Here is a 14,474-nt window from a genome sequence, read left to right as displayed (position 1 = left end):
ACCATCTGCTCCCTCATGACTACACATCACCCTCAATAATGGCCTGCTCGACCAACTTTGAGAATACCTATACTAGAAATTAACTACCCGGCATTCCAAAGAATAGATCGAGACAAAGTTTCAAATGTCCTACAGAAACTATGATTGGTTGTTCTATGCACTGGCAAGATAATTTCGGCACATCAATGCTCATCTCCTGCTTCGCCAACCACAAGAACATCAGACATCTCATAACTACGCTATACGCAATCACACAACACACCCAAGCAGCACTCATTTCAACCATTTTACAAGACAAACTCTAGAGTACATACGAGATCACAAACGCACGAAAGGATACACGCAAGCTAAAAGCGCAATCTAACATCGAAAATATAATTTCTATAGACGATCAGTTACCGCTGCACGCGGCCACACTGATTTGACATCATAAACCACCGCCTGCGACTTACCTAGAGCTGCAATAGTCGCTACATCGTACATTCGGTACTGGGCATGCGCCACCGCGAGCACAATTGCATCATAAGCACCGGCCTTGGGCTCCGTACACAACGTGACAGCCTCATGCTCCAACGCTTGCTGCGGATCAGCACAAGGATCGCAAACATCGACTTGCGCACCTAAAGTCCTGAACATGCGCACCAAATCCAAAGCGCGGCTGTTACGTAAATCGGGGCAATCTTCCTTGAAGGTAACACCCAACACAAGCACCACGGCACGTGTCATCGGCACACTAAGCTCACCAAGTAAAGCCACAACACGGTCCACAACATGCCGACTAACACGATTGTTAACGCGACGTGCCGTATGAATCAAATCCGGGTAATACCCCACACTCTCGGATTTGTGCAACAAATAGTAAGGATCCACACCGATGCAATGACCACCCACCAAACCCGGGCGGAAAGGCAAAAAATTCCACTTGGTTTCTGCCGCTTCGAGAACGTCCAAGGTGTCGATACCGAGCCGATCAAAGATCAATGCCAACTCATTGACCAACGCAATATTCACGTCACGCTGAATGTTCTCAACCACCTTAGCTGCCTCGGCAACTCTGATCGACGGAGCACACCAAGTACCAGCAACGATGATCTGCGAATATAACGCGTCCACGACAGCTGTAATATCAGGGGTGGAACCTGAAATAATCTTGCAGATGTCCTGTAGCCGACGCTTACGATCACCAGGGTTAATCCGCTCAGGACTGTAACCACAATGAAAATCGACATTAAAGCGCAACCCAGACCCAGCCTCCAGCAATGGCACACAGACTTCCTCCGTTGTGCCCGGATAAACTGTGGACTCATAGATCACTAAATCCCCAGGCTTAAGTACCGACGCAACCAACATGCTGGCCGAACGAAGCGGCCCCAAATCCGGTTGCTCAACCACATCAATAGGGGTAGGCACCGTAATGATGAAAATCTGACAGTCACTCAATTCCCGAGGATCACTGCTATAACGCAAATGTCGCGCAGCTTGGAGTTCCTCAAGCTCAATTTCACAAGTAATGTCATGACCGGCACACAACTGCTGTACCCGACATATATCAATGTCGAACCCAAGTGTCGGACGCTGTCGACCAAACGCAACCGCCAACGGCAATCCCACATACCCTAGTCCAACCACGGCGATGCGCGCCAACGTTGGCCCCCCTTGCTTATCAGCAACCATGCCACTCAAAAATACTTGTCCGCCTACACGATAAAACCTAGACTACTTAAGATAACGTACCGGCCACGAACCGTATAGACGCCACTAGGCAGTTCACATTCTTGCGCCAATCAGGCACCCTATAACACCTAAATTGCCCGGGTGGCGAAATTGGTAGACGCAAGGGACTTAAAATCCCTCGACCTTTAGGTTATGCGGGTTCGACTCCCGCCCCGGGCACCAATAAATTCAACCACATGAGCATTCATACAGCGGACAGAACTTCACATTAAACGGCTAAGAAAGATGGAGCATTTCAAGAAAAAGTCCGTTGCTCTAAGTGAACGTGAAATATGCAAATATCATTTGCCATGCTGATCCAAGGGGTAACTAAAAAACAACTAAGAAACTATTGCCGTCTGTTCAACCGAGGTCTTGAAGACCTGTAAAAACGCGCACTTCAAAGAATCACAAGATTGAGTACACACCTTGTGAAAACCCTCCATCAAGCATCACACCCAAACACTTAAACGCGCTTCCACACTACAAAATGCTCCATATCGCCAAGACGATAAAAAAGAAAGAAGAATATAAAAATATCACCAGCAATTTACTGATCAAGCGATGCAGCACGCAACGCCTCACCTGGCTTCGTGAAAATTCGCTGCCGCAGGTTTTCGACCTGTACATCATGCTCTTTGGGTTCTAGTTGCTGTGCTTCGATTTGCGCGCGCTGCGCTGCGTAATGCTTATATTTTTCCTGCCAAATCTCATCCTGCCTTCTGATCTCTGCGACGCGATAAGCAACCTCAGGACCAAGCAAGCCCACAACTTGCAGGCGTATCCCATCAGGCGTCACTTCATCCTTCTGGAGTTGGATAATTTTCACAACAGCATCCTGCTGCTGTTGGATTTTTATACGCTCTTCCTGTACTTTCGATGGAAGTTTCTGTTCAAGAGCAACAAGGCGCTTCTTCTTCTGCTCATCTGTCAGCGCTTGATCGTCAGCGATCTTAAGACGCTCCAAATCGTAACGCTGCCGTTGCTGTTCTGCACCGAAAAATGGCTCACTCCAGTCGCCCAGCGTTCGAACCGCAAGAGATGCGCGCTGATCAAGTGCACGTTGTACCGCCACAAAGTCCAGCTTGTCGCCAAGTACCATACCCATGTCTGGCAGCTTCACCAACTGCGAAAAATACGCACAGTAACGTGTCCAAACATCCTGCGCCTCAGCCTGCGCGGACTTGCCATGCAGTTGTTTAACAATCTCATGTGTAACAATTTCATCAAGTGCGGCAGGCGTTAGATCATTCTGTGCAGTCAAAAAATAATCGAAAAAATCCCGCACAGCACTCACTCTTGCAAGATGCCCATACGCATCAAGCGGCAACGGTGGCGCAATGGAGCCAGCCAGCGATTGTGGCAGTACCGTTGGCACCGTAGAATCAACGGGCAACCTGGATAGCCGATTGGTAGTTTTTCCCTCTCCAACCGCGACTTCTTTTAATAGATTATTTGACATTTGCGGTAGAGATAAATCGACTGCGCCAACATCAATTGCTTGCCGTACATCGAACGAATACCAAACACCACATACGACCACGCAGCCCAATATCAAATAAAGCACAATACGATGATTCACAAACGAATATTTTTTTATCACTCAAAGACCCTGCATTTTCAGACGATTCACATGAGTGCGTATTACTGCTAAAGGATCCTCCGCATACGCACCGCGGATACCAAGAACTTGGTTTATTTCATCAAAATGGTTCCAATTAAAGTTATTGCTTATTACCTTACCGAACATGGAGCTACAGGTAGAGACCATGCCATCATTGCTACCAGAGCCGCGATTGATCATCACTCTCCCAAATCGATACAACGCTTTTGTAGTTGGATCGACAAAATTTGCAAGATCAATAAAAGGAATCACACTTGTATCGATAACATTGGTACCGAAGAGTGATTCTTTTTCCTTAATCGCTGCACCACCCCATGAGTATAGGTATTGACGATGACTTCCGAAGGTTTCAAATTCTGCTCCTCCCTTACATGAAGCAAGTTTATCAAGGCCAGCACTTGGATAATTCTCGTTAAATATCACTACTTGCGATGTCGTTAGACTCTTTAACGCAGCAAACATATCCTGATTCAGATTAGCGGTTGTTATCGAAGCAAACGCATTACTGAGGCCACCCAGCGCCGTTGACAACGGCCTAATTGGATTCTTATTCAACAGCTCCTCAAAGTAATCTGCCAATTCCGAACCATGATGAGGCGTACCAATAGTCGTCAACGAAGCAACAAGATCGGGAGCAACAGCCGCTACGTAACGGACAGTCAATCCACCCTGACTATAGCCAATCAAATTAACTTTCTCCGCCCCGGTAATAGCAAGGACTGCCTTAACGTATGCGAGTAATTGCTCACCACGACCATTTGGGCCATCTGGTCTCTGAAAAGCAGATGAAGTGGACAGATAGACATTTGCACCATGTGCTCGCAAATCCTCGGGAATCCTGTAAAAATAATCAATAAAAACAAATAGCTTATCGACTCCCCCGAAACCAGGTTCGAAAATGATCGGATATTTTGTCGCCGCATAACTGTCTTTGGATGCAGCCGACGCAACCCCCATACCCGTCAGCATTACTAAAGCAATCGTATTAACGAAAAAAACTGTGCTCATCACGCACGCAAGCATTTTCTTCATTAACTCATAATAAATAAAATTAATCAATTCAACCCACCCCGAAAAATTTAGATCAGAAAATGCTAAGGAGATGATTCTCACACCTTAGAAAATCCATTTCAAATAGAATTAAATAATAAAAAAATAAGCAATTACTATCATTAAGACTTAGAAAGCTATTTCTCTATTTCGCAACCTCAAAGATCATCGCAACATTTACTTCAAAGTAAGAGAAGTTCAATGTCATTTTGATCGATTTTCTCTATCTCTATTTTTATTTTATTGTATATAGTTGGTGGCCGTGTTAATTTTAATTATTCGAAAGACCAGTGACGATACATTATTCATATAAATGAATAAAAAAGAGTAAAAAAGCAGCTCCGAAATAATGATTTATAGAAAAAAAGATGAATTTTGATGAGATAAAAACAACAAAAGTGTTAAAGATTAAAATTTGATGACTTTAATTAATCCACACTCTTTGAGTACGCTGGACAGTATCGTTGGCGTATCTATCCCGACAAATAATCTCCCATCCATTACTCGCGTACATAGAAATTACAGTAACCGATAGCTAGCAGTGCAAAGAATGATTAGGAGGCAGACAATCCATCAGTATAGGGATATTACGATATAACAATTACACCATCAGGAAGATGACCTAATGCCTCTTTAAATTCCTACTATTCAGAAATATCCTTATTTATCTTTTTATCCCCAATTGAACCACCATCACACTGATGGCTGCTATCAACGTTTATTAAATATTTAATGATGACATCCAACACACTGGATCAACGCAAATCAAAAAAAGAAGATCGTTAATAGCCCCCACAATATAATCAATGATATTGGCATATCAGTCATACAGCAAGACCTGAGTGATAAAATTATCATCTTTCAGAAGGAATTTAATACTTATTACGCTGCATTCCATCTATACAACACTATCACCACTAAAGAATCCCATTGATCAACCACAAAATCAACACACGTCACTCACACGGCAATTTACATATTTTAATAAAGCGACGCATCAATATAATTTACTAAGATTCATACCAGGACGGCATCAGCAGTATTTCAACACACTTTCCCATTATAGAATCACCTCCACCATCGCCAGAACGAGAGCACTTGCGGCGTAGATACTTCTTCCATAGCCTGCCCAATAGCATCCTTAGCATCCTTAGCATCCTTAGCATCCTTAGCATCCTTAGCATCCTTAGCATCCTTAGCATCCTTAGCATCCTTAGCATCCTTAGCATCCTTAGCATCCTTAGCATCCTTAGCATCCTTAGCATCCTTAGCATCCTCGATACTATCCAGAAACATCTGTAAACCAAAGTCACAGAACCGCCGCACAGATGAACAGCAGCATCAACCATTCTGGTAGATCTTTTATAAGAACTCAGCATATATAACTCTCACCACGCAGGAGCAGATCACCCGTTCTTTAATTACTGTATGCGCTCATTTCTCACAAATAGGTCCAGTTTAAGAAGCATGCTATTACAAATATTAATGCGAGTTGGACAAACCACATATTCAGTTGTCGCAGCACCGACAATATGTCCGATTCAAATCACAGTGAATCACGCAATTACCCATGTAGAATACAAGCATCAATAACGTCATTGGTGATTTTTTGCATCATCTCAGCTCAGTCTTCTATTTTTTCCATGATGTCACAACATTACAGACTTACCAAAACTACATCCAACGAATAATATATAGGTACCAGTACTTTCTCTACAGCGTCTAAATGAGAATATATCCGAGAAATATTTCACGGATATCATAGAGAGAATTTAACCATTCGATTATATTAAAGAAGATATCTACTACTAATGTGATTGATCAGAAATATGAATGAGAGAGAGCATTCCTAATTTCACTAATCGGTGAATATCATCTCAATCAGAATTCACGTTTATTAAGACTCTATAAGAGCAAACGGCATACCCTTCTGTATTCATTCACTTTAAGAATAATACTATTTTAAAATTTCAGTTCTTATTCTTTACATAGAAATATGGATTTATTTCTCAGATCATCTAAGACGATATCGTGACGATCCGTGAGGCAAGACTAACCGCATTAGTCGCATCATATCATTGTTATCTTACATTTCATCTCCAGAATCACACATAATTGAAGCAATGTCTTTTTTTCAGTTGCAATCCATGATGGAATCATAACTATACAAATATTCAGAAACCTATATGCAACCTAATATTTCAAGATTTGATGATAGGTATTCATGAAAAATTTAATTCCTGAGTCAAATTTCTCTAGAATCGATAATCATCAAAAAAACAGTTTATATATTAAAGATATTTCTTGTATTCATAAAGCACTCTTATTTAAAAAGAAAGTCCGAATAGAAATTAGGGTAGTAATCCAGGCATACAAAACAACTACCGCATAACTAACACTAACATGTTGGTTGTATACAGGATTACAACAGGCCTTGAAACTTAGAATAATCTAAGAATAATGGAAAAATTATGTAATAAATTAGCTCCAACAGGATAGTCAATCCATCTACATAGTTTGGCGAATGCTTAAGCAATGCCAAAGGCTGTACGGTCAAATCGACGATACCCGATCGCTTCATGCAAATGCATGCTGGTGATTAATGTGCTACCATCCAAATCGGCAATGGTGCGTGCCACGCGTAGAATCCGTTGCATTGAACGTGCCGATAGCTGCAACTGTTCGATCGCGCGTTCCAGCAAACGCTGGTCGGTGGCATCCAAACAGCAATGACGCTCGGTTGCGGCTTGGCCCAGATGCGCATTAAGCCCCGCTTGTCGATTATATTGCAAAGTCCTGGAATCAGTAACACGCCTCCGCACTGTAACACTATGTTCACCACGCGGTGTACTAGGGCGCAGTAGCTGCGGTGCCAACCGTGGTATTTCCAACTGTAGATCAATGCGGTCCAATAACGGACCAGAAATACGGCGACGATAACGTCGAATTGCATCCAAACCACATTGACAACGTCCACTCGAATCACCTGCCCAACCACAAGGGCAAGGATTCATAGCAGCTACTAACTGAAAACGGGCAGGATAATCCACACTACGTGTGGCACGAGCAATCGTCACTACACCAGATTCCATGGGTTCACGTAAGGCTTCCAAGGTTTTGCGTTGCCATTCGGGCAATTCATCCATAAATAGCACGCCATTATGCGCGAGCGAGATCTCACCAGGACGTGCCTGTACCCCACCACCGATCAGTGCAACTGCGCTAGCACTATGATGCGGAGCACGATAGGGACGTCGTCGCCAATGAGTCAGATTCAAATCATGCCCACTCACCGAGGCAATCGACGCGCTCTCCAATGCTTCTTGCTCGCTTGCTGGCGGTAATAAGCCTGGCAATCTTGAGGCTAAAAGAGTTTTACCGCAACCAGGACTACCAATCAGCAACAAATGATGTCCACCAGCCGCAGCAATTTCAAGAACACGGCGTGCCTCCTCTTGGCCGCGCACGTCAGAAATATCAGGAATATCATGCAATACATCAGACTTAACTTCGAATCTCTGAGCAGCCAGCAATAATGTTTTACCGCACAAGCCAGCACAAACCTCAAGTAGAGTGCGAGCAGTATAAGCTTCACAACACCCTGCGATTGCTGCTTCAGCACCATTACTTTCTGGTATCACCAGCCAGTGTCCTGCCTGTGATGCAGCTAAAGCCGCAGGTAGCACACTGTCAACCGAACGCAGTTCTCCAGTGAGTGCAAGTTCACCGAGGAACTCCTTACCTGCTAAAGCATCAAGTGGCAGTTGACCGCTGGCGGCCAAGATTCCTAATGCAATCGGCAAATCAAAGCGCCCGCCCTCCTTCGGTAAGTCAGCAGGCGCCAAATTAATGGTGATACGTCGGGCCGGATATTCAAAGCAAGCACACAATAACGCGGCACGCACTCGATCTCGAGATTCACGTACAGCAGCCTCAGGCAAACCAACGATCTGTGTTGCAGGCAGGCCACCCGACAAATGTACTTCAACCCTAACTGAGGGTGCAAAAACTCCAGCACGGGCACGGCTATGCACCAAAGCCAAGCTCATAACAGAATCCTCAATTTTTTCCCTGATCAGTAAGGCGATCCTCAAGAAGAACAAGTGTATGCAATAGAGTTTCAAGTTTCTCGCGGGTACTTAAAAGAATTACACGCTGAATCTCAAATTCCTCACGTGTTACCAAATCCAGCTTTGCCAATCCAGCCTGTAAGACATCTTTAAATAAAGTCTGTAGCTCCCCCCGTGATTCATACAAAGCGGGAGGAAGCAAGTCACTAAGACGGTTAGCGATGGTATCAAGATGGTTCAAATCGATCATAATTACTCGAGCTGTACAAGAAACAAGACCAGAATACCATCTACTCCAAAAGCGAGACATAGGTATAATCATGATTTCAGGTTAAGAAAAATCTGATTAAGTGCTCCTATTTTGAAGTCATTCATCAAATAAAATACAAAATAACACTATGCAACTTCACAATAGTGCAGACTATGAATAGAAAACATTCAGTGATCTTATAACGTTCTAACAATCACAATGAATTGCCGATGGGTCACAGTTAGGAGATCTTATAAGAAAGATCATACTAATGGGGCACACAACAGTTTAATGTCAATGCAACATACACACCCTTCATTCACATGAAGGCGGTTGCATAATGAGGTCGCTTATGTGTCAGAGTCGTATCATTAGGCACTGTTCAGCGCTCGAAGCTATTCTATTGAGATATACAATAATATTGACTGAGGCTGACTCATAGCGACTAGCCATCATATTAAATACTTTAATCTAGCTATTTATAATAAATAACATACGAATTAAAATAAGGAAAAATAAACACAACAATTTCTTCCTAATCGAATTTCAATCAAATTACGCTAAGGAAATCACTTTCAAAAAAATAAATAACCTTAAAAATAAAAAAATAATAGATATTAAATAAAAATTAGAAAAAATAAATTAATTAATCGTTAAAGTAGGAAAATTATATAAAATACTCATCAAATAAATATGGCGCAATTTACCTTTCATTTGATGTAATTCAATATATAAATGGATCAAAAAATATGAAACAAATAATAGAGAAAACACTAAAAAACACCATCAACGATAACATGACAACTTAAAACAGAGGTGAAGAATCACTAAGTGACTTCTTCAGCAATTATAGGGCGTTCAAGCATCTCCACATAAGCCATGGGTGCATTATCACCATGACGAAAACCACATTTCAGCAAACGAATATAGCCACCCGGACGAGTAATATAACGCGGGCCCAAGTTTGAAAAAAGGATACCAACAGCTTCCTTATTTCGTAAACGCGCAAAGGCCAAACGACGATTAGCTACACTATCGACCTTGGCTAAAGTTATCAAAGGCTCAGCGAAACGACGAAGCTCCTTAGCCTTCGGCAAAGTAGTCTTTATCAACTGATACTTGAACAATGAAGCAATCATATTACTAAACATCGCTCCACGATGAGCATCAGTACGGTTAAACTTACGACCCGACTTTTGGTGACGCATATTTTTTATTCCTATTTAATAGCAAAATGGCCATAGGGATTATCACCATCATCTCGTTAGTCCATGGACTAATAAATTAGTTTCTAAGAGATGGCGAGACACAGATTCTTCATCTGCCCCCAAATCCAAGTTTAACCAAGCATTCCATATTGAGAAACACCTGGAGGCGGCCAATTCTCCAACTTCACTCCAAGTCCTAAACCACGTTGGCCAAGAACTTCTTTAATCTCAGTAAGCGACTTCTTACCTAAATTGGGAGTCTTAAGCAACTCAACCTCTGTTTTTTGGATAAGATCACCAATATAATAAATACTCTCCGCCTTCAAACAATTAGCAGAACGCACCGTCAACTCCAAATCATCAATTGGACGAAGCAGCACAGGATCCACACCACTACTAGCAGGTTTGACTGTACCACGATCACGGTGCGTAAAATCACCAAACACCGACAGCTGATCAGTAAGAATATCAGCAGCAGTACGAAGAGCTTCTTCAGCGTCTATCGTACCATTTGTTTCGATGTCAATAATGAGTTTATCCAAATCAGTACGTTGCTCTACACGTGCCGCCTCAACGACATAAGCAACACGACGAACCGGAGAAAACGAGGCATCCAAAATCAAACGACCAATGGTTCTATTTTCATCATCAGGACGACGACGGACAACAGCAGGCTGATAACCAAAACCACGCTCAATTTTCAAACGCATATTAATTGTAGTGTCTTTAGTCAAATGACATATGACGTGACCATCATTGATAATTTCAACATTATGGTCCGTCTTAATATCCGCAGCAGTCACCACTCCTGCTCCTTGTTTAAATAAAGAAAGAGTAGCAGTATCACCACTATGTATACGGATCGCCACATCCTTAAGATTTAACAAAACTTCAAGCACATCTTCCTGCAAACCTTCGACTGTTGTGTACTCATGCAACACACCATCAATTTCCACTTCTGTAATCGCGAATCCCGGAATCGAAGAAAGCAGGACACGACGCAATGCATTACCTAATGTATGAGCATACCCGCGACCCAAAGGCTCAAGTACAACCTTGGCACGGTTTTCTGTAAGACGTTCGATCTGCGGACCTCGAGGACGCAGAACCTGGCTGACGGTAACCGTCATGTCGCGTGATCTCCTATAAACCTCCTTTAAAAAATGGAGGATTTCCAATATAAATTATTTTGAATACAACTCTACAATCAAAGCTTCATTGATATCCGAAGGTAAGTCAGCACGATCCGGAAGAGCCTTAAAGACACCACTGAACTTCTCAGAATCAACCTCAATCCAGGAAAAAGCGGAACCATGCTGATCTTTTATAGTCAACGACTCTTGAACACACAAATACTTTTGCGCTCTCTGAGAGAGAGCAACCACATCACCAGGCTTAACATGATACGAAGGCAAATTTACCATCTTCCCATTGACCAACACACTACGGTGAGAGACCAACTGACGAGCAGCAGGACGTGTAACAGCAAAACCCATGCGGTAAATAACATTATCCAAACGAGTTTCCAACAACTGAAGCAAATTCTCCCCAGTGTTACCTTTTTTAGTAGAAGCATTTTTATAATAATTACGGAACTGACGCTCCAAAACACCATAAATACGCTTAACTTTTTGTTTTTCGCGCAATTGAGAAGCGTAATCAGACAATTTAGACTTTCGTACAGCACCGTGCTGACCAGGCCTCTGTTCCAATTTACACTTAGAATCTAAAGCACGAGATGGACTCTTTAAGGATAAGTCGGCGCCTTCGCGGCGCGCAAGCTTACAACTAGGGCCGATATAACGAGCCATTTTTTAACGTTCCTTTAGACACGACGCTTTTTTGGAGGACGACAACCATTATGCGGGATTGGCGTCACATCAATGATATTTGTAATTTTATAACCGACATTACTTAAAGAACGGACTGCTGATTCTCGACCAGGACCTGGACCATTGATCCGCACTTCCAAAGATTTCATTCCATAATCTAACACGGCACGCCCAGCCTTCTCGGCAGCTACCTGCGCAGCAAAAGGTGTACATTTACGTGACCCGCGAAAACCAGAAGCACCGGAGGTACACCAGAACAAAGAATTACCCTGTCGGTCAGTAATTGTAACAATAGTATTATTGAAAGAAGCGCAAATATGGGCAACGCCATCGGTGATAACACGCTTAACCCTCTTCTTAGTTTTGACAACAGACTGTTTAGACATTTTCTTAGGATCTCTCTACTTCTTAATTGCTTTGCGCGGCCCCTTTCGGGTACGAGCATTAGTTCTAGTTCGTTGCCCACGCAAAGGAAGACAACGTCTATGACGAAGACCACGATAGCAATTTAAATCCATTAGACGTTTGATAGCCATACCGACTTCACGTCGCAAATCGCCCTCAATCACATATTTACCCACTTCAACTCTAAGACGCTCAATTTCCGATTCAGATAAATCACGAATCTTTGTATAAATGGCAACGTTAGCAGCATCACAAACCTTTCTGGAACGTGTACGACCAATTCCATAAATGCTTTGCAACCCTATCCAAACATGCTTTTGAATTGCTAAATTGACGCCTGCAATACGCGCCATGAGGAAAACCTCCAAATTAAAATGAACAGATCTCAGGCGTTTAGATCAAAAAATATAGATACGCCAGTGAATCCAATAATGGATGAAGATGGGAGGTATTTTACCAAAAATTATAGGAAGTTGGAAGCATATAAATTTTGTTAATTCACAAAGCGACGCTTTTTTGAAACACCTTTCAAATTAGCTTTATTAAAAAAACTCACACCATCATATTGGTTAGAGGCTTGATGAACTTGTATTTGAGAAATAAAATCCATAACAACCACAACAGCAATCAGCAAAGAAGTGCCACCGAAATGAAAGGAAGCGCCCATCCTGGACTGCATGAATTCTGGCAACAAACATACAATAACTAAGTACAAAGATCCTACCGCAGTCAAACGAGTCAAAACCCCATCAACGTAATCGGAAGTAGCCTTACCAGGCCTGATTCCAGGAATCAATGCACCAGACTTTTTAAGAATATCAGCAGTTTCCTGCGAACTAAACACAAGAGCTGTATAAAAAAAAGCAAAGCCTATTATCAGAACAGCAAAAAGAATCATATGCAAAGGCTCACCCGGACCTAAAGCACTAGAAACGCGCTGCAACCAAGCACCAAAAAGAGTATTAGAAGAAGCTTGCCCAGACCACATTGATAAGGTAACAGGAAAGGCTAAAATACTAGAGGCGAAAATAGGGGGAATAACACCTGCCATATTAAGCTTGAGAGGCAAAAAAGAACTTTTATTCATATAAGAATTACGACCCTCAACACGCCGAGCATAGTTCACAGTAATCCTACGCAAGCCACGCTCAACAAAAACAACGAAAAAAGTGAATGATAAAACAATAAAAACAATTATCAATAAGGAGATCAAACTCAATGCATCGCTACGGAAAGCATCAATTGTTTGCAACACAGACCCAGGCAGGCCAGCAACGATACCTGCAAAAATAATCATCGACACACCATTGCCAATACCCCGCTCCGTAACCTGCTCACCAACCCACATCAGAAAAACAGTTCCTGCAGTCAAAGCAACAATAGCAGTCATTACAAAAGCAGCTCCAGGAGCATATACCACAGCAGCGCCGCCAGGAGCTGTTTGATTTTGCAATGCTAATGCGATACTACCACCCTGAATTACAGCTAGAATAACAGCACCAATGCGCGAATACTGTGTTATCTTGCGCCGCCCTGACTCACCCTCTTTTTGCATTGCTTTCAGGGAAGGGAAAATATGAGTAGCCAACTGGACAACAATAGAAGCAGAAATGTAAGGCATCACATTTAATGCAAAAATGCTAAAGCGATGGAGAGCACCACCGGAAAACATGTTAAACATGTCCACGATACCACCACCTTGCTTCTGCATCAGAGCGAGCATGGCCTCAGGATTTACGCCAGGAACCGGAACGTAACAGCCAACCCTATAAACAATTAAAGCGCCCAAAAGAAAAAGCAACCGATTACGAAGCTCGATCGACTTAGCGAAGCGATTACCAAAATTTCCCAGACCAGGTTGAGACATTTATATGTTACTCCTGGAAGCTACCACCAGTAGCTTCAATCATAGCCCTAGCACCTGCAGTTGATTCTATACCCTTTAATACAAATACTTTGGTCAATCTACCTTTCTTGACGATTTTCGCCTTCTTCGCAGTGGAAGGGACCAATTTCGCCAAACGCAAGGAAGCAAAATCAATCTCACCTGGTTCTAAATTATCCAATTTATAAGAAAGCACTTCGGCAGTATTAGCAACTGATCTGGAACGAAAACCGATCTTAGGTAAACGACGCTGCATTGGAGTCTGCCCCCCTTCGAAACCAGGCTTGATCTTCCCCCCCCCTTACGAGCAAAAGACCCTTTGTGGCCGCGACCTGCTGTTTTACCCAAACCAGAACCAATACCACGACCAACCCGAGCACGGGAAGAACTAGCACCCAAGGCGGGCTTTAAGTCATTTAGACGAAGAGACATTATCG

The 14,474-nt window shown here is 42.8% G+C and carries 12 protein-coding genes, 1 tRNA gene and 1 pseudogene; 1 reads left to right on the top strand and 13 read right to left on the bottom strand.

The window, feature by feature from the left end; genetic code table 11:
- Positions 1–381: 381 nt before the first annotated feature.
- The gene (locus F7G16_RS02435; protein ID WP_004090155.1) at positions 382–1,674 is read right to left on the bottom strand and encodes a nucleotide sugar dehydrogenase; all 1,293 of its coding nucleotides are present in this window, start codon (positions 1,672–1,674) and stop codon (positions 382–384) included.
- A 135-nt stretch (positions 1,675–1,809) separates the two neighbouring features.
- Between F7G16_RS02435 and F7G16_RS02430 the strand changes: the two genes are divergently transcribed.
- Positions 1,810–1,896: transfer RNA gene (locus F7G16_RS02430), tRNA-Leu, on the top strand.
- 367 nt (positions 1,897–2,263) lie between these two features.
- Here F7G16_RS02430 and F7G16_RS02425 read toward each other — a convergent pair.
- The 12 genes and pseudogenes from F7G16_RS02425 to rplO form a co-directional block, all read right to left on the bottom strand.
- Positions 2,264–3,316 (bottom strand): lipase secretion chaperone, encoded by a 1,053-nt coding sequence (locus F7G16_RS02425; RefSeq protein WP_020852437.1) that lies wholly within the window; start codon positions 3,314–3,316, stop codon positions 2,264–2,266.
- On the bottom strand, positions 3,317–4,450 hold the full coding sequence (locus F7G16_RS02420) for an esterase/lipase family protein (protein ID WP_012382466.1): 1,134 nt from the start codon (positions 4,448–4,450) through the stop codon (positions 3,317–3,319).
- A gap of 1,005 nt (positions 4,451–5,455) precedes the next feature.
- Entirely contained in the window at positions 5,456–5,683 is a 228-nt protein-coding gene (locus F7G16_RS02415; RefSeq protein WP_167405105.1) for a hypothetical protein, read from the bottom strand.
- Between the two features lie 1,232 nt (positions 5,684–6,915).
- Entirely contained in the window at positions 6,916–8,436 is a 1,521-nt protein-coding gene (locus F7G16_RS02410) for a YifB family Mg chelatase-like AAA ATPase (RefSeq protein WP_004090148.1), read from the bottom strand.
- Between the two features lie 10 nt (positions 8,437–8,446).
- Positions 8,447–8,707 (bottom strand): accessory factor UbiK family protein, encoded by a 261-nt coding sequence (locus F7G16_RS02405; RefSeq protein WP_004086547.1) that lies wholly within the window; start codon positions 8,705–8,707, stop codon positions 8,447–8,449.
- Between the two features lie 827 nt (positions 8,708–9,534).
- On the bottom strand, positions 9,535–9,915 hold the full coding sequence (rplQ, locus tag F7G16_RS02400; protein WP_004090145.1) for a 50S ribosomal protein L17: 381 nt from the start codon (positions 9,913–9,915) through the stop codon (positions 9,535–9,537).
- Between the two features lie 131 nt (positions 9,916–10,046).
- A complete protein-coding gene (locus tag F7G16_RS02395; RefSeq protein WP_004090142.1) occupies positions 10,047–11,045 on the bottom strand; it encodes a DNA-directed RNA polymerase subunit alpha in 999 nt (332 codons plus the stop codon).
- Between the two features lie 54 nt (positions 11,046–11,099).
- On the bottom strand, positions 11,100–11,726 hold the full coding sequence (rpsD, locus tag F7G16_RS02390) for a 30S ribosomal protein S4 (protein WP_004090136.1): 627 nt from the start codon (positions 11,724–11,726) through the stop codon (positions 11,100–11,102).
- A gap of 14 nt (positions 11,727–11,740) precedes the next feature.
- Positions 11,741–12,133 (bottom strand): 30S ribosomal protein S11, encoded by a 393-nt coding sequence (rpsK, locus tag F7G16_RS02385; protein ID WP_004090135.1) that lies wholly within the window; start codon positions 12,131–12,133, stop codon positions 11,741–11,743.
- Positions 12,134–12,148: 15 nt separating this feature from the next.
- A complete protein-coding gene (rpsM, locus tag F7G16_RS02380; RefSeq protein ID WP_004090134.1) occupies positions 12,149–12,505 on the bottom strand; it encodes a 30S ribosomal protein S13 in 357 nt (118 codons plus the stop codon).
- Between the two features lie 140 nt (positions 12,506–12,645).
- A complete protein-coding gene (gene secY, locus F7G16_RS02375) occupies positions 12,646–14,019 on the bottom strand; it encodes a preprotein translocase subunit SecY (protein ID WP_004090133.1) in 1,374 nt (457 codons plus the stop codon).
- A gap of 7 nt (positions 14,020–14,026) precedes the next feature.
- A pseudogene (gene rplO / locus F7G16_RS02370) lies at positions 14,027–14,469 on the bottom strand (50S ribosomal protein L15).
- Between the last annotated feature and the right edge of the window lie 5 nt (positions 14,470–14,474).

Source organism: Xylella fastidiosa, assembly GCF_011801475.1.
In the GTDB taxonomy this organism is placed as follows: Bacteria; Pseudomonadota; Gammaproteobacteria; order Xanthomonadales; family Xanthomonadaceae; genus Xylella; species Xylella fastidiosa.
The sequence above is the reverse complement of the archived record's forward strand: the minus strand, read 5'-3'. Positions and strand labels throughout refer to the sequence as shown.